Raw genomic sequence first — 14493 nt, 5'->3', positions numbered from 1 at the left:
GAAAGCGTGACCGGCGATGTGCACGGGAGGACCCGGCGGAACCGTCTGGACCTCGAACCCGACACCGTGGAACGGGACCTGGTCAAGCTCGTGCTGACCGTGGTGGAGCTGCTGCGCCAGTTGATGGAGCGGCAGGCGCTGCGCCGCTTCGACACAGGGGAGTTGACGGAGGATCAGGAAGAGCGGATCGGCCTCACGCTGATGCTCCTCGACGACCGCATGACCGAGCTGCGCGAGCGCTACGGACTGCGGCCCGAGGACCTCAATCTGGACCTCGGGCCGCTCGGGCCGCTACTCCCCAGGGAATAGAAGTACGGGAATTTCCCAGGAATCCCGGGGAGTGGAACTACGGGAAGAGAACTACCAGCGATACCAGCGTCCCCTGGTACCGGTCGCGCTCGTTCCGCGTACCAGGAATCCCAGCAGCCACACGACGAGAACCACCAGCGCGATCCACCAGAGCAGTTTCACCGCGAAGCCGGCGCCGAAGAGAAGCAGCGCCAGAAGCAGTACCAACAGGATGGGAACCATAGTGTGATACCTCCTGCTGTCCGGGTTTCCCGGCGGCAGGAAATCAGGCCGGCTTGCGGCAGAGAATTTCCCCGTGCAGGACGGAGAACCAGGCGTCCTCCCGCCGCCCCCATTCCCGCCACGCGTCCGACACCGCGCGCAGTTGGCCGTCGGTCGCGTGGCCGCCCTCCGTGGCGCGGTCCGCGTAGGCGGAGGCGACCGTGCGGTCGGCCCACAGGCCGCTCCACCAGGCCCGCTCCTCCGCGGTGGCGTAACACCAGGTGCTCGACGAGGCGGTGATGTCGGTGAAACCGGCCCGCAGCGCCCAGGACTTGAGTCGGCGCCCGGCGTCCGGCTCACCGCCGTTGGCGCGGGCCACGCGCCGGTACAGGTCCAGCCAGTCGTCCAAACCCTCGGACAGCGGATACCAGGTCATCGCCGCGTAGTCCGCGTCACGGACGGCCACGAAGCCACCCGGCTTGGTGACCCGGTACATCTCGCGCAGCGCCCGCACGGGGTCGCCCACGTGTTGCAGCACCTGGTGCGCGTGGACGACGCAGAAGGTGTCGTCCGGGTAGTCCAGCGCGTGGACGTCCGCGACCGCGAACTCGACGTTCTCCAGGCCCCGTTCGGTGGCCGTGGCCCGAGCCTGGCCGAGGATGCCCGGCGCGTGGTCGACGGCGGTGACATGGCCGTCCGGCACCAGCTCCGCCAGGTCGGCGGTGATGGTGCCGGGACCGCAGCCGATGTCCAGGATCTTCATGTGGGGCTTGAGCGAGTCGAGGAGGTAGGCCGCCGAGTTGGCGGCCGTGCGCCAGGTGTGCGAGCGAAGCACGGACTCGTGATGGCCGTGCGTGTAGACGGCGGTCTCCTTCGACATGGCGTCCCCATTCCATCGAGAGCGATACGTGTCACCGTACGCCTTCATGTCGAATGATGAGACTCGTATCTTGCTATGTGGACTGACGGATGATCGGTGACGGTGATCAGCGACAGGTGATCAGTGACGGTGATCAGCGATGGGTGAGCGGCCGGTAGACCGTCAGTGCCTCGGGCAGCTTTTCGAGCGTCACCTCGCCCTCGACCGTGGTGACCTCACCGTCGTACGCGAGCAGCGTGCCGGGCTCGACGCCCTCCACACGCAGCTTGCCGACGCGGACGGCCGCGTGCACGGGCGAGCGGGTCAGCGGTCCCGCGACGGCCGCCGCGAGGAGCCGGACGGCGGGAACGCGGCCTCCGTGCACCACCCGTACGTCCAGGCGGCCGTCCGCGAGATCGAAGCGGCGGCCGGGAGTCAGGCCCATCCGGCGGTACATGCCGTTGCCGGCGAACAGCAGCCACAACGGCCGTTCCCTGCCGCCGAATTCGGCCCGCAGGGGATGCCGGTCGGCACGCAGCACGCGCACGGCCGCGACCACCCCGGCCGGCCAGGGGCCGATCCGCTTCGACCAGCGGTCCCGCTCGCGCACCAGCTCCGGATAGACGCCCAGGCTGCAGGTGTTGAGGAAGCAGCCCTCCCGGTCGCCGGTGGAGAAGTAGCCCACGTCCACCCGTACGGCATCGCCCTGCCGCACGGCCCGGCTCAGATCGCGTACGTCCTCGACGCCCAGGTCCTGCGCGAAGTGGTTGAGCGTGCCGCCGGGCAGCACCGCGAGCGGCAGGGTGTGGCGCAGTGCCACCTCGGCGGCGGCGTTCACGGTGCCGTCGCCGCCGCACACGCCCAGCACCTGGGCGCGGGCCGCCGCCTTCTCCAACTCGGCCGACAGGTCCGCCGCTTCGCACACCACGACCTCGGCGAGCGGCAGCGCGACGGCCAGCGCGCGTACGCGGTCCGAGGTGGCCGCCGCCCTGTTGGCCACGAGGACCAGGCCCTGCCCGTCCGGCAGCGCGGGCGCGTCCACGCGCGGGCGGCCCGGGGGCGGCAGCTGGTCCCGGGTCGGCACGAGGCCGCGTACGGCGAAGGCGGCGCCCGCGCCGAGTGCGGCCCCGGCGAGCACGTCGCTCGGGAAGTGCACACCCGTGTAGACGCGGGAGAGGGCCACCGCGGCGGCCACCGGGGCCACCGCCGAGCCCAGGGAGCGGGATTCAAGGGCGACGCCCATCGCGAAGGCCGCCGCCGACGCGGAGTGGCCCGAGGGGAACGAGGTGGTGATCGGCTGCCGCTTCAGCTGCCGGATCAGCGGCACCGCGTCGAGGAGCGGGCGCGGACGGCGCACCGAGCGCTTGCCGAGCGTGTTGATGGTGGCCGAGGCGAGGGCGAGCGAGGCGATACCGCGGACGGCCGCGCGGCGGGCCCGCGGCGAGCGCGTGGCCGCGAGCGCCGCTGCCGTGCCGAACCACAGCACTCCGTGGTTCGCGCTGTGGCTCAGCCTCGGCAGGAAGGGGTCGGCGCCCGGCCAGTGCCGGGCCGCGACGGCCTCGAAGAGGCGGCAGTCCAGGGCCAGCAGCCGGTCGCGAAGGGCGTGCCCGGACTCCGGGACGGTGAGGTCTACGTCTGCGGTCATGGGAATGCGTGTACCCCGGCAGGCCCATACCTCGCACAACCGCCCGCCGCCGGCCCGTCTCGTAACCCGTTTGCCGCGCGCCCGCCCGCCCCGGACAATGCGCAACCATGGGACATCTGGAAGCCGCGCACCTCGAGTACTACCTCCCCGACGGGAGGGCGCTCCTCGGCGATGTGTCCTTCCGGGTGGGCGAAGGGGCCTCGGTCGCGCTGGTGGGGCCCAACGGGGCCGGGAAGACGACACTGCTGCGCCTGATCTCGGGGGAGCTGAAGCCGCACGGCGGCACGGTCACGGTGAGCGGCGGACTCGGCGTGATGCGCCAGTTCGTCGGATCCGTACGGGACGAGACGACCGTGCGCGACCTGCTCGTGTCGGTCGCGCAGCCCCGGATCCGCGAGGCGGCCCAGGCCGTCGACCGCGCCGAGCACGCCATCATGACGGTCGACGACGAGGCCGCCCAGATGCAGTACGCGCAGGCGCTCTCCGACTGGGCCGAGGTCCAGGGGTACGAGGCCGAGACGCTCTGGGACATCTGCACCATGGCCGCGCTCGGCGTGCCCTACGACAAGGCGCAGTTCCGCGAGGTGCGCACGCTCTCCGGCGGTGAGCAGAAGCGGCTCGTACTGGAGGCGCTGCTGCGCGGTACCGACGAGGTGCTGCTGCTCGACGAGCCGGACAACTACCTCGACGTGCCCGGCAAGCGCTGGCTGGAGGAGCGGCTGCGGGAGACCCGTAAGACGGTCCTGTTCGTCTCCCACGACCGGGAGCTGCTGGCCCGCTCCGCCGAGAAGATCGTGAGCGTGGAGCCGGGTCCCGCCGGGGCCGACGCCTGGGTGCACGGCGGCGGCTTCGCCACGTACCACGAGGCACGGCGCGCGCGCTTCGCGCGCTTCGAGGAGCTGCGGCGGCGCTGGGACGAGAAGCACGCGCAGCTGAAGAAGCTGGTGCTCAACCTGCGGCAGGCCGCCGCGATCAGCCCTGACATGGCCTCGCGGTACGCGGCCGCGCAGACCAGGTTGCGCAAGTTCGAGGAGGCCGGGCCGCCGCCGGAGCCGCCGCGCGAGCAGGACATCACGATGCGCCTGCACGGTGGCCGGACGGGCGTAAGGGCCGTCACCTGCAAGGGACTTGAGCTCACCGGGCTGATGAAACCCTTCGATCTGGAGGTCTTCTACGGCGAGCGGGTCGCCGTGCTCGGCTCGAACGGCTCCGGCAAGTCGCACTTCCTGCGGCTCCTGGCGGGCGGCGACGTGGCGCACACCGGGGACTGGAAGCTCGGCGCGCGCGTCGTGCCCGGCCACTTCGCGCAGACCCACGCCCACCCGGAGCTGGAGGGGCGCCTCCTCCTCGACATCCTGTGGACCGAGTACGCGCAGGACCGCGGTGCCGCGATGTCCCGGCTGCGGCGCTACGAGCTGACGGGCCAGGCGGAGCAGCGCTTCGACCGGCTCTCCGGTGGTCAGCAGGCCCGTTTCCAGATCCTCCTCCTGGAGCTGGAGGGGTCCACGGCCCTGCTCCTCGACGAGCCCACCGACAACCTGGACCTGGAGTCGGCGGAAGCCCTCCAGGAAGGTCTCGAGGCGTACGAAGGCACGGTCCTCGCGGTCACTCATGACCGCTGGTTCGCCCGCTCCTTCGACCGTTATCTGGTGTTCGGCAGCGATGGGCGTGTGCGCGAGACGAGTGAGCCGGTCTGGGACGAGCGGAGGGTTCAGCGGGATCGCTGAACCCTCCACGGGAACGCTCCGCGGGGCGCGTTGGTATTGACGCTGCGGGCCGGTGGGGGCTTGTCGCGCAGTTCCCCGCGCCCCTTCCAGGGGCGCGCCACCGCAGGGCCGCGCCCCTTATGCCCAACGCAGCAGTGCGCCCAAGCCGCCCACCGGCACCTCCTGCGGGCCGGCCGCCGTCACCGACAGCGCGGGCGCGCCGGTCGCGAACGCCGACCGCAGGAGCGCGTCGTCCGCGCGGGCCGGCCAGGGGTGGGTCTCGCCGAGCGGCTTGGTTTCCGTACGCCGTACCGCCAGCTGGTCCGGGTCCTCGCCGATCCACACCTCGCGGTGCGCGTCAGGGCCGTCCGGGCGGATCAGGAGCTCCTCGATCCGGTGCTCCCGGGCCGCCTCGACCAGCGCGGGCACGCCCTCCACGGCGCCGACGTGGCCGTCCGCGTCGGGTACCCGGGCCGCCAGGAACCGCTCCAGTTCGTCGGCCGCCCTGCGGTGCACGTGCTCCGCGCGGGCCCGCTCCACGTCCTCGTCGAGGAGCCTGCTGCCGGGCCCGTGCGGGGCCTCGACCACGCGGTCGTGCAGCCGTTGCGGCAGCCGTTCGCGCACGGCCCGTCGCTCACGGTCGTCGCCGACGAGGATCAGCAGGTCGGCCCGGGTCTCCTCCTGGCACACGGCGAGCGCGTCGGCGATCTCCGCGGCGTTGTGTTCCCAGGTGTTCTCGACCTTGAGCTGGAAGTGCCGCTCGGACCAGTCGATGGAGGTGGTCCGGTGCACGGGCCACTGCCGTCCGGCCACGGTGCCCGCGTCCCGGCTGCCCCGCGCGCCCCGCAGTTCGAAGTCCGCGCCCTTGCGGTCGATGTAGGCGACCACGGACAGCGGGTCCTCACCGACCAGGTCCAGCAGCGGCGCGGTGTGCGGCAGCGCCGACCAGTGGACGGACAGGACTCCGGGGTTCGCGGCCAGGGGCGGGTCGAGGATCACCTCGCCGCCGGTGGCGAACACCGCCCGGCCGTGCGGCTCGGTGGAGTGCCGCAGCTCTTCCAGCGCCGTCCGGACGGCCTCGCAGGTGGACTCGTCAGCGCCTTGCCCGGCGAGCTCTCTGGCCGCCGCCTGGGCAGTCAGCGACCTTTCGTGCGGTGTGTCCTCCGTGTGCCGGGAGGTGTCGATGTACACGGAGGCCCAGGGCCCCCGATGTTCGTAAAGTGGATTGAGAAAGGCGAGATCCATGGCTCCCTCCCGGATGCCGCTCGGGATATTGCTGACCGGGCGGGTACCCGGACCGCACCGAAGGACACGACGATCGGGGTACCACGATGACCGGAGTCGACCCGAGCCTCTTGGACGACCAGCAGCTGATGAAAGAGCTGGAGACGATCCACCGCACCCGCCACGACACGCTGCTGCACGGCTCGAACGACGCTCTGCGCACCCACAACGAGCGGATGGCGCAACTGGAGGGCGAGTATCTGCGCAGGAACCCGCGCCGCCCGGTTTCCCAGGGCAGGACCCGAGCGGGGGCGCGGGAACGGCAGTCGGAGGGGGGCAGCTGAAGCGCCCGGTCCGACCTGAGGTCCACTCGCTCTGCCGCTCTGCCGCTCTGCCGCTCTGCCGCTGGGCGCGCTGACGTCAGCCGTGCCTCACGATTGACGCCGGCCGCGCCATCGTCGGCGTCAACCGGTCGGCGTCAACCGCTGGTAAACGTCCTGACGTCAGCCGCTGGTAAACGTCCTGACGTCAGCCGCTGCTCACGTCCTGACGTCAGCTGTTCGTCACGTGCTGACGCCAGCCGTGCTTCACGGGGTGACCTTGGCGTCGCTTCCAGAACTCCGCCAGGGACGCCTCGCAGAACGCCTTGAGGTCGTCCGGCCTGCGGCTCGTGACGAGCGTCGCGGGCCCGGCCTCGCAGACCGTGACCTGCTCGTCGACCCAGGTGCCGCCCGCGTTGCGGATGTCGGTGCGCAGGCTCGGCCAGGAGGTGAGGGTGCGGCCGCGGACCACGTCCGCCTCGACGAGCGTCCACGGAGCGTGGCAGATCGCGGCCACCGGCCGGCCCTGCTCGAAGAAGTCGCGTACGAACGACACGGCCCGCTCGTCCATGCGCAGCGCGTCCGGATTGGCCACGCCGCCGGGAAGTACCAGGCCGTCGAAGGACTCGGCCGAGGCTTCGCCGACGACCTGCTGCACGGGGAAGACGTCTGCCTTGTCGAGATGGTTGAACGCCTGGATCCGCCCCGGCTTCGTCGACAGCAGTACGGGCTCGCCGCCCGAGTCGTGCACGGCGTGCCAGGGGTCGGTGAGTTCGATCTGCTCGACGCCCTCCGGCGCCATCAGAAACGCGATACGCATTGCGGTTTCCACGTCCTTCTCTCTCGGCTCGTGCGGGCCCACGGCGCCGGCTGCTCGTCCTGCTCGTCCTGTTCGTTCACGTGCCTTGTCCAGGTGCGGTGTTCGACCGCGGGACCCGCATGTGGGGTTCACATGCGGGTGCTGCCGCCCGGCCAGTCGTCCGGTTCGGCGCGGCTGATCTCCGCGAGGGCCGACTCCGGGTTCTGGGAGACGGCGAGGTCGCCCAGGCTGATCATGCCGACCGGCAGGCCGTCCTGGACGACCGGCAGGCGGCGTACGGCGTGATCGCGCATCAGCTCGACCGCGGCCGCCACGGCCTCGTCCGGGCCGACCACCACCGGGTTGGGTGTGCACACCGCCTGAGCGCTCACCGTCAGCGGGTCCACGCCGTCCGCGACCGCGCGCAGCGCGATGTCGCGGTCGGTCAGGACGCCGATGATGTCGTTGTCTCGGGCCACCAGGACGTCGCCGATGTCCTGAGCTCGCATGAGCTGCGCCGCTTCGACGAGCGAGGCGTCGGGGCGGACGGCGACGACACCTGGTGTCATGACTTCCCTCACGAATACAGCCATGGCTGTGGGCCCTTCCTGCGTTCTCCGCTCACGGAGTACGGGTTTACGTCAGCGTGACGTCGCCCGCAGTACCCCTGAGGCGGCGGGCTATGCGTTCCGTGCGGGCTCTTCCGGTGCCGCGGTCCGGGCCGCGGAGCCCACGACGGCCTCGGCCAGTTCCCGTGCGTTGGCGTAGCGAGCCTTGCGCGGCAGCCGCTCCACCGCTTCGACGAGGGTGTCCGGCGCGTACCGGCTCCGCAGGACATCGATCAGTTCGCGTGGGCCCGCCGGGAACGACGTACGGCCCAGGAGCCGTGCCAGTTCGAGGCGGACAGCCGCCATGGAGGCGGTGACGGTGCCCGGTGTCACGGGGCCACCCGCGACAGGCAGATCGTCGTCGGCGGTCGGCTCGGGGTCGTGCCATTCCTCCGTCCGGGTCGGATGCCCCGACCTCAGCAGGCCCTGCAGTTCATGCTTCATCTCCTCGTCCCGGTGGACGCTCAGACGGTCGCTGCCTCGCTGCATGACTCCCTCCAGGTGTTCAGGGGGTGGAACCTCGTGTACCCGCACCCCGCGCATCGACACGGAGGCAGGACCTCCACTCGGGGGGTTTGTCCGCCCGTGACCGGGAGACCCGATCTTCACCCCCCCACCGTGGAACCCTGGGGAAGGACAGGCCCATGGCGGTATTCGCTGTGATCATCCCTGTGCTGATGCTCGGCGTTGTCCTGGCACTCGGCCGCTACGAGGAATGGCTGCTCCCGCCCGCGTCGCAGCCCGACGAACTTCCACTCGTCCCGGAGCCCGACGAGACCGGAAGGACTGCTCTGAGCCACTGAGAGTCACTGGCCGGACGACCTCGGCCCCCGGCACGGGAACTGCCGGGGGCCGATGCGCGGGTCCGTACGGCATGGGAACTGCCCGGGGCCGATATTCCGTACGGCATGGGAACTGCCGGGGCCGATGCGCGGGTCGTACGCGCGTGGGGCCGCACGCCGGTCGCGAGGTGATCCGTACGCCGTCGTGCCTCAGGGCCGGTCGTGGCCCGGGAGGAACTCCTGGAGCTTGGCCTTGAGGCCCTGGCGGACCATGGACGTGCGGTCGGAGTCGCCCTTGAGGATGGACGCGGCGGTGGCCTCCATCTGCTCCCAGGTGGCGTGCGGGGGGATCGGCGGGACGGCCGGGTCGGTGAGGAATTCGATCACGGCGGGGCCGTCTGCCTCCAGGCCCGCGCGCCAGCCCGCCTCGACGTCCTCCGGCTTCTCCACCCGCAGGCCGGTCAGTCCGAGGGAGCGGGCGAAGGCGGCGTACTGCACGTCCGGGATCTCCTGCGAGGGCAGGAACGACGGGGCGCCCTCCATGGCGCGCATCTCCCAGGTGACCTGGTTGAGGTCGTGGTTGTTCCAGACGCCCACGACGAGCCGCGGGTCCTCCCACTGGTGGCGGTACTTCGCCGCCGTGATCATTTCCGCGAGCCCGTTCATCTGCATGGCGCCGTCCCCGACGAGCGCGATCACGGGCCTGTTCGGGTGCGCGAACTTGGCGCCGATCGCGTACGGCACCCCGCAGCCCATCGTCGCGAGGGTCCCCGACAGCGAGGAGCGCATCCCGGAGCGGTGCGTCAGATGCCGCGCGTACCAGTTCGCCGCCGACCCGGAGTCGGAGGTGATGATCGCGTTGCCGGGCAGCAGCGGGTCGAGTGCCCGTGCCACGTACTCCGGGTTGATCGGATCGGCGGACAGCTCCGCCCGGCGCCCCATGACCTCGCGCCAGCGCGTCACGTTCGCGCACACGGTGTCGTACCACTCGCGCCCGCGGTCGGCGTCCAGCAGCGGAATCAGCCGCTCAAGCGTCGCCTTGGCGTCGCCGACGAGATTCACCTCGTACGGATAGCGCATCCCGATCATGTGCGGATCGATGTCGATCTGCACGCCCCGCGCCTTGCCGAACTCCGGCATGAACTGGGTGTACGGGAAGGAGGAGCCGATGGTCAGCAGGGTGTCGCAGTCGCGCATCAGCTCGTACGAGGGACGCGTGCCGAGGAGGCCGATCGCTCCGGTCACGTACGGGAGTTCGTCGCTCAGCGCGTCCTTGCCGAGCAGCGCCTTGGCGACGCCCGCGCCGAGCAGCTCGGCGATCCGCTCCACCTCGGGCTGCGCTCCGGCGGCCCCCTGGCCGATGAGGATCGCCGCCTTGTCGCCGGCGTTGAGGATCTCGGCCGCCCGCTCCACGGAGTCCTGCGAGGGAATCGCGGTCCACGCGCTGCGGTCCAGGCTCGAGGGGACCATCTTGAACTCGTGGGTGGGAGGCGAGTAGTCGAGGTCCTGGACGTCCCCGGGGATGATCACGGCGGTGGGGGCGCGGCGGGCGTAGGCGGTGCGGATCGCCCGGTCCAGGACGTTCGGCAGTTGCTCGGGGACGTTCACCGTCTCGACGAAGTCGGAGGCGACGTCCTTGAACAGCGTGTGCAGGTCGACCTCCTGCTGGTAGGAGCCGCCCATCGCGGTGCGGTGCGTCTGACCGACGATCGCGAGCACCGGCACGTGGTCGAGTTTGGCGTCGTACAGACCGTTGAGCAGGTGGATCGCGCCGGGACCCGAGGTCGCGGCGCACACCCCGAGGCGCCCGCTGAACTTCGCGTAGCCGACCGCCTCGAACGCCGACATCTCCTCGTGCCGCGACTGGACGAAGCGCGGCTGGTCCTCGGCCCGGCCCCAGGCGGCGAGGAGGCCGTTGATGCCGTCCCCGGGGTAACCAAACACATGTTCTACGCCCCATTCGCGCAGGCGCTGCAGGACGTGGTCTGCGACCTTGGTGCTCATGCGGGACCTCCCCGGGTGGTGGCGTTACCCCGCCCGAGTCACCCTCGCGAGGCCGGGAAAACGTGGGGCCGGGAAACCGGCGGGTTGTGCGCCGCGTAGAGGCCGGGGTGTTTGCCGCGCATGGGGGCGGGCAGCCGAATACACAGTGCTTCGGACAGGAGGCACGTCCGTGGGAGTGGTGAATCCCCCCGCCGCGGGTGTGCCCGTCCGGCTCTGGGTGCGCTCCCACGGTTGACCGTCCAACCAAGGCACCCCCTCAAGGGAGTTGCGAGCACCATGCACACTCACGCGAGTGCGAAGCACCACCCGCACGACGACGCCCCGGACACCGCGGAGGACTTCCGCAGGCTCGCCGCGCTGCCTCCGGGACAGCTGCGCGACACGCTCCGCGAGCGGATCATCGAGGCCTGGATGCCCATGGCAGAGCGGCTCGCCGGACGCTTCCGCAGCCGTGGCGAGAGCTATGAGGACCTCCGGCAGGTGGCGGCGCTCGGCCTGGTCAAGGCCGTCGACCGGTACGACCCCGAGCGCGGCAACGCCTTCGAGAGTTACGCCGTGCCGACCGTCACCGGTGAGATCAAGCGCCACTTCCGTGACCACATGTGGACCCTGCACGTTCCGCGCCGGGTCCAGGACCTTCGCAACCGGGTCCGGTTCGCCCGCCAGGACCTGTCCCAGACCATCTCCGGCCGGCAGCCCACGATCGCCGAGATCGCCGAGCACGCGCAGCTGAGCGAGGAGGACGTACGTGTCGGCCTCGAGGCACTGGAGAGCTTCACCGCCCTCTCGCTCGACGCCGAACTCCCGGGCAGCGAGGACGGATACTCTCTGAGCGACGCGCTCGGCGCGGCCGACCCGGCCCTCGACGTGGTCATCGACCGCGAGGCGGTCAAGCCCCGCCTCCAGGCTCTGCCCGAGCGCGAACGCGCCATCCTCTACATGCGGTTCTTCGGCGACATGACCCAGAGCCGTATCGCCGAGCAGCTGGGCATCTCGCAGATGCACGTGTCCCGGTTGATCAGCCGTTGCTGCAACAGGCTGCGGGATCAAGTTCTGCAGGATGTCGCCTGAGGCGGTGGGGGATCTGCGGGTCCGTTGTGGCTGGTCGCGCCCACGCGGCGGAGCCGCAAAGCGTCACAGCCCCGCGCCCCTTATGGGCGCCCCCTGACGGGGGGCCTACCTGCGGTCCAAGTTCCTTAGGACCAGGGCCAAGTGGCGCGACATCATGTCCATCACCTGGGCCTCCGCCATCGAGAAGGCCAGGCGGGCGCCGGTGCGGAACAGGGTGATGACGCCCTGTACGACGCCGTCGGTGGTCAGGGGGACGCAGAGCAGGGACGTGACGTTGGCACGGACCAGGACGGGGGCGCCGGAGGAGTCACGGCCGAAGGCGTCCGGGTCCTCCGGGCGTACCTGGAGGGCCGTGGAACCGCCGCGTGCCGCCTCGACGACGAGGGGGCACGCGGCGGGATCCTGCGCCTCCAGATCCCCGACCTGCGCGTCCCGCTGATTCGCCGACTGGTCCGGCGGGCCGAGGACGGTCGTACGGCACAGCCGTGCGGCCCCCTCGTCGGCCACCACCCAGTCCGCGAACCGCCCGTGCAGCACCCGGGCGGCCCGCTCCAGCACCGCGGCCCGCGTCTTGGCGGGCTCGGCCAGCAGCGCCGTGGTCATCGCGTCCAGCAGGTCCATCAGCGCCGCGTGCCGCGTCGTCTCGCCGAGGTCCGGCACCGGTCCGGGACCGCGCTCCGCCGAGGGCACCCGCGCACCGGCGGGCTGGAGCACCACCAGTACGGCCGTACGCGGCTCACCGCTCGGCCGCAGCGCGGTGAGCGTCGCGCGCAGGGGAACGGAGGGCCGCTGCTGAAGGTGCACGATGAGACTGCGGTCGCCCTCGCCGCGCGCCACCGCGGCGGTCTGGGACCGGAACGCGGCCCGGTCGGCGTGCGCGAGGAAACCGGTGAGCGGGCGACCGGTCGCGTAACCCGCGCGCACACCGGTGAAATTGGTGGTCGCGAAGTTCAGCCTGCGGACCACGGTCTCGCGGTCGATCAGCGCGACGGGCAGCGGCAGCCGCTGGAAGATCGCCTTCAGAAGCTGCTGCTCCTGGCGGTCGGCGGAGGGTGCCCTGGACGCGCCGGCGCCGGTCAGCCGTTCGTACCAGGGCCACAACTGGTCGGCCACATGGTCGAGTTCGAAGATCGCCGCGTCCAGCACGGTGGAAAGATCGTCATGGGGTATGGTCCGCGCCGCCTTCAACTCCGCGACGCGGCGCACGAAATCCGCGAGTTCCTCACCGAACTCCTCCGTCTGCGCCATGCGACGAACGTAGCTCTTCACACGCGTTCGCGGGGCGGCGGAAGCGGAACGTCTCGAACTCGTTTTCCCCGCAGGTGAGCGGGAACGCGCGAAGAAGAGGAGGTGTGACATGGCGGACACCGAACATCTTGGCTCCCGGGGAACGGAATCCCCGGAATCTGCACTTCCGGGTCGTCGGCTGTCAGAACTGGCCGAGCAGGCGGCACGCTGCACCACCGACTGCTGCGGCGCGGGCACCACTGTGTCCGACGGCGGCCCGGAGCGGCCGGCCGCGGTGACCCACCCGGACCTCGCGGGGCTCGTCTCGGTCCAGCTCCGCTCCGGAGACGGTCCGATCCCCGCCGCGCTGGAGAGCGGTGAGCCCGTAGAGTCGGGTGACCTGCTGCGCGAGGAACGCTGGCCGCAGTACCGGGCCATGGCGCTCGACTCGGGCGTACGCTCCAGCGTCACGATCCCCTTCCGCCGCGCGGGCCTGGCGGTCACCCTCAGCCTGTACAGCTTCCGTCCGGGCAGCCTGGAGGACGCCCCGCACGGTCCCGCCCAGGCACTCGGCGACCTCGCCGCGACCTGTCTCGTACGCGACCGCTCGTACCGTGCCGCGCTCACCGAACTCGACCAGCTGGGCGCCGCGCTGCGCACCCGCCCCGTCGTCGACCAGGCGTGCGGCATCGTCATGCATGTGCTGGGCTGCGACGCCGACGCGGCCTTCGCGGTCCTGCGCCGCATCTCGCAGGGCACCAACCGCAAACTGGCCGAGGTCGCCTCGGCCCTCGTCGAGACACGGGGCCGGGGACTGGAGCAGGAGCTGGTGTCCTTGTCGAACTAGCACCGTTGCAGTACTGGCCGAACAGAGCCGTAGCGGTACGGACATCAGGCCGAACGACGTCGTACGCGCGTGTGCCGGGCTCACCGGGCCCGGCACACGCGCGTGTGCGTGCCGTCACCCGCTCGGACGTCCGCGTGGCACGAATGGTGTCCGGCCGCGCGCGCCCGGTCGGCAGCGGGTCTCTGATGGGCTGCGGGGCACGACGGCAGTGCCCCGCCTCCGCAGCCTCAGGGGCGTGGGGGTCCCCAGCCTCCGGCCAAAGGAGCCCAGCCCATGCGCCGTACCGTCCGTGTCCTGTCCGCCACCGTCCTCACCGCCGTCGTCCTGGGCACCGCCGCCACGGCCGCGGCCGGGAACCCGACGGCGGAGGTCAGCCCGCACACCGTGGCCCCCGGCGGCACCGTCACCGTGTCGGTCTCCTGCGAACCGACCGGCGGACCCGCGCCCGAGACCATCGACGCCACCTCCCAGGCCTTCGAGCACGGCACCGTCCAGCTGCACAAGGCCGCGGGCGACGACGAAGACCCCGCGGCCGGCCCGGCCTACGGCGGCACCGCCCGTATCGCGCCCGCCGCGAACTTCGAGGAGGGCGCGCCCGACGCGGTCGGCAAGACCTCCGAGTGGACTGTGGACGGCACCTGCCCGGCGGCGCCCGGCGGAGAGGGCAAGCAGTGGAGCGCGTCGTTCACGGTGTCTGGTGAGGCCGCCAAGGACAGGTCCCACGGCCCCGTGGTCCCGCACGGGGTGCGCGCGGGCGAGGGCGGTACCTTCACCGACTCCCCGGTCGCCCTCGGCGCGGGCGGTCTCCTCATCGCGGGCGCGTTCGGCGCGGCCGTCCACAAGCTGCTCCGCCGGGAGTCCGCCACGAAAGACTGAGGGGGAGCCTGCCAC

General features: G+C 71.4%; 16 protein-coding genes. 7 read left to right on the top strand and 9 right to left on the bottom strand.

Going from position 1 to position 14493, the window contains the following annotated elements:
* Window positions 1-18: 18 nt before the first annotated feature.
* On the top strand, window positions 19-309 hold the full coding sequence (locus ACTWQR_RS10060) for a gas vesicle protein K (RefSeq protein WP_443226685.1): 291 nt from the start codon (window positions 19-21) through the stop codon (window positions 307-309).
* 51 nt (window positions 310-360) lie between these two features.
* Here ACTWQR_RS10060 and ACTWQR_RS10055 read toward each other — a convergent pair whose 3' ends face one another.
* From ACTWQR_RS10055 to ACTWQR_RS10045, 3 genes are all read right to left on the bottom strand, one after another.
* Window positions 361-531, bottom strand: coding sequence for a hydrophobic protein (locus tag ACTWQR_RS10055; RefSeq protein ID WP_443226603.1), 171 nt, complete (start codon window positions 529-531; stop codon window positions 361-363).
* Window positions 532-574: 43 nt separating this feature from the next.
* Entirely contained in the window at window positions 575-1390 is an 816-nt protein-coding gene (locus tag ACTWQR_RS10050) for a class I SAM-dependent methyltransferase (protein WP_443226602.1), read from the bottom strand.
* Between the two features lie 133 nt (window positions 1391-1523).
* Window positions 1524-3014, bottom strand: coding sequence for a bifunctional phosphatase PAP2/diacylglycerol kinase family protein (locus ACTWQR_RS10045; protein WP_443226601.1), 1491 nt, complete (start codon window positions 3012-3014; stop codon window positions 1524-1526).
* 107 nt (window positions 3015-3121) lie between these two features.
* On the opposite strand from ACTWQR_RS10045, the gene ACTWQR_RS10040 reads away from it, so the two are divergent.
* The gene (locus tag ACTWQR_RS10040; RefSeq protein ID WP_443226600.1) at window positions 3122-4741 is read left to right on the top strand and encodes an ABC-F family ATP-binding cassette domain-containing protein; all 1620 of its coding nucleotides are present in this window, start codon (window positions 3122-3124) and stop codon (window positions 4739-4741) included.
* A gap of 117 nt (window positions 4742-4858) precedes the next feature.
* Here ACTWQR_RS10040 and ACTWQR_RS10035 read toward each other — a convergent pair whose 3' ends face one another.
* Entirely contained in the window at window positions 4859-5965 is a 1107-nt protein-coding gene (locus ACTWQR_RS10035; RefSeq protein WP_443226599.1) for a baeRF2 domain-containing protein, read from the bottom strand.
* Between the two features lie 86 nt (window positions 5966-6051).
* Between ACTWQR_RS10035 and ACTWQR_RS10030 the strand changes: the two genes are divergently transcribed.
* On the top strand, window positions 6052-6288 hold the full coding sequence (locus tag ACTWQR_RS10030; RefSeq protein WP_443226598.1) for a DUF6158 family protein: 237 nt from the start codon (window positions 6052-6054) through the stop codon (window positions 6286-6288).
* A gap of 208 nt (window positions 6289-6496) precedes the next feature.
* Here the strand turns inward: ACTWQR_RS10030 and ACTWQR_RS10025 are convergent, their stop codons facing one another.
* From ACTWQR_RS10025 to ACTWQR_RS10015, 3 genes are all read right to left on the bottom strand, one after another.
* Window positions 6497-7084: a type 1 glutamine amidotransferase domain-containing protein gene (locus ACTWQR_RS10025; protein WP_443226597.1), complete on the bottom strand. Its 588-nt coding sequence runs from the start codon at window positions 7082-7084 to the stop codon at window positions 6497-6499.
* A gap of 128 nt (window positions 7085-7212) precedes the next feature.
* Window positions 7213-7656, bottom strand: coding sequence for a CBS domain-containing protein (locus tag ACTWQR_RS10020; RefSeq protein ID WP_443226596.1), 444 nt, complete (start codon window positions 7654-7656; stop codon window positions 7213-7215).
* 87 nt (window positions 7657-7743) lie between these two features.
* Window positions 7744-8160, bottom strand: coding sequence for a DUF2795 domain-containing protein (locus tag ACTWQR_RS10015; RefSeq protein WP_443226595.1), 417 nt, complete (start codon window positions 8158-8160; stop codon window positions 7744-7746).
* Window positions 8161-8315: 155 nt separating this feature from the next.
* On the opposite strand from ACTWQR_RS10015, the gene ACTWQR_RS10010 reads away from it, so the two are divergent.
* Entirely contained in the window at window positions 8316-8474 is a 159-nt protein-coding gene (locus ACTWQR_RS10010) for a hypothetical protein (protein WP_443226594.1), read from the top strand.
* A 189-nt stretch (window positions 8475-8663) separates the two neighbouring features.
* Here ACTWQR_RS10010 and ACTWQR_RS10005 read toward each other — a convergent pair whose 3' ends face one another.
* On the bottom strand, window positions 8664-10457 hold the full coding sequence (locus ACTWQR_RS10005) for a thiamine pyrophosphate-requiring protein (RefSeq protein WP_443226593.1): 1794 nt from the start codon (window positions 10455-10457) through the stop codon (window positions 8664-8666).
* A gap of 276 nt (window positions 10458-10733) precedes the next feature.
* Between ACTWQR_RS10005 and ACTWQR_RS10000 the strand changes: the two genes are divergently transcribed.
* Entirely contained in the window at window positions 10734-11528 is a 795-nt protein-coding gene (locus ACTWQR_RS10000) for an RNA polymerase sigma factor SigF (protein ID WP_443226592.1), read from the top strand.
* A gap of 105 nt (window positions 11529-11633) precedes the next feature.
* On the opposite strand, the gene ACTWQR_RS09995 is transcribed toward ACTWQR_RS10000, so the two are convergent.
* On the bottom strand, window positions 11634-12776 hold the full coding sequence (locus tag ACTWQR_RS09995; RefSeq protein ID WP_443226591.1) for a PAS domain-containing protein: 1143 nt from the start codon (window positions 12774-12776) through the stop codon (window positions 11634-11636).
* Between the two features lie 109 nt (window positions 12777-12885).
* Between ACTWQR_RS09995 and ACTWQR_RS09990 the strand changes: the two genes are divergently transcribed.
* Window positions 12886-13602 (top strand): ANTAR domain-containing response regulator, encoded by a 717-nt coding sequence (locus tag ACTWQR_RS09990; RefSeq protein ID WP_443226590.1) that lies wholly within the window; start codon window positions 12886-12888, stop codon window positions 13600-13602.
* A 273-nt stretch (window positions 13603-13875) separates the two neighbouring features.
* Complete coding sequence (locus tag ACTWQR_RS09985; protein ID WP_443226589.1) at window positions 13876-14478, top strand: hypothetical protein; 603 nt, start codon at window positions 13876-13878, stop codon at window positions 14476-14478.
* Window positions 14479-14493: the final 15 nt, after the last annotated feature.

Origin of the sequence: Streptomyces sp. 2A115 (assembly GCF_052245575.1) — a bacterium.
GTDB lineage: Bacteria > Actinomycetota > Actinomycetes > Streptomycetales > Streptomycetaceae > Streptomyces.
The sequence above is the reverse complement of the archived record's forward strand: the minus strand, read 5'-3'. Positions and strand labels throughout refer to the sequence as shown.

Excerpts from the sequence above, each read along its gene's own strand:
- ACTWQR_RS10055 (WP_443226603.1), bottom strand. The coding sequence starts at position 531 with ATGGTTCCCATCCTGTTGGTACTGCTTCTGGCGCTGCTTCTCTTCGGC.
- ACTWQR_RS10050 (WP_443226602.1), bottom strand. The coding sequence starts at position 1,390 with ATGTCGAAGGAGACCGCCGTCTACACGCACGGCCATCACGAGTCCGTG.
- ACTWQR_RS10045 (WP_443226601.1), bottom strand. The coding sequence starts at position 3,014 with ATGACCGCAGACGTAGACCTCACCGTCCCGGAGTCCGGGCACGCCCTT.
- ACTWQR_RS10040 (WP_443226600.1), top strand. The coding sequence starts at position 3,122 with ATGGGACATCTGGAAGCCGCGCACCTCGAGTACTACCTCCCCGACGGG.
- ACTWQR_RS10035 (WP_443226599.1), bottom strand. The coding sequence starts at position 5,965 with ATGGATCTCGCCTTTCTCAATCCACTTTACGAACATCGGGGGCCCTGG.
- ACTWQR_RS10030 (WP_443226598.1), top strand. The coding sequence starts at position 6,052 with ATGACCGGAGTCGACCCGAGCCTCTTGGACGACCAGCAGCTGATGAAA.
- ACTWQR_RS10025 (WP_443226597.1), bottom strand. The coding sequence starts at position 7,084 with ATGCGTATCGCGTTTCTGATGGCGCCGGAGGGCGTCGAGCAGATCGAA.
- ACTWQR_RS10020 (WP_443226596.1), bottom strand. The coding sequence starts at position 7,656 with ATGGCTGTATTCGTGAGGGAAGTCATGACACCAGGTGTCGTCGCCGTC.
- ACTWQR_RS10015 (WP_443226595.1), bottom strand. The coding sequence starts at position 8,160 with ATGCAGCGAGGCAGCGACCGTCTGAGCGTCCACCGGGACGAGGAGATG.
- ACTWQR_RS10010 (WP_443226594.1), top strand. The coding sequence starts at position 8,316 with ATGGCGGTATTCGCTGTGATCATCCCTGTGCTGATGCTCGGCGTTGTC.
- ACTWQR_RS10005 (WP_443226593.1), bottom strand. The coding sequence starts at position 10,457 with ATGAGCACCAAGGTCGCAGACCACGTCCTGCAGCGCCTGCGCGAATGG.
- ACTWQR_RS10000 (WP_443226592.1), top strand. The coding sequence starts at position 10,734 with ATGCACACTCACGCGAGTGCGAAGCACCACCCGCACGACGACGCCCCG.
- ACTWQR_RS09995 (WP_443226591.1), bottom strand. The coding sequence starts at position 12,776 with ATGGCGCAGACGGAGGAGTTCGGTGAGGAACTCGCGGATTTCGTGCGC.
- ACTWQR_RS09990 (WP_443226590.1), top strand. The coding sequence starts at position 12,886 with ATGGCGGACACCGAACATCTTGGCTCCCGGGGAACGGAATCCCCGGAA.
- ACTWQR_RS09985 (WP_443226589.1), top strand. The coding sequence starts at position 13,876 with ATGCGCCGTACCGTCCGTGTCCTGTCCGCCACCGTCCTCACCGCCGTC.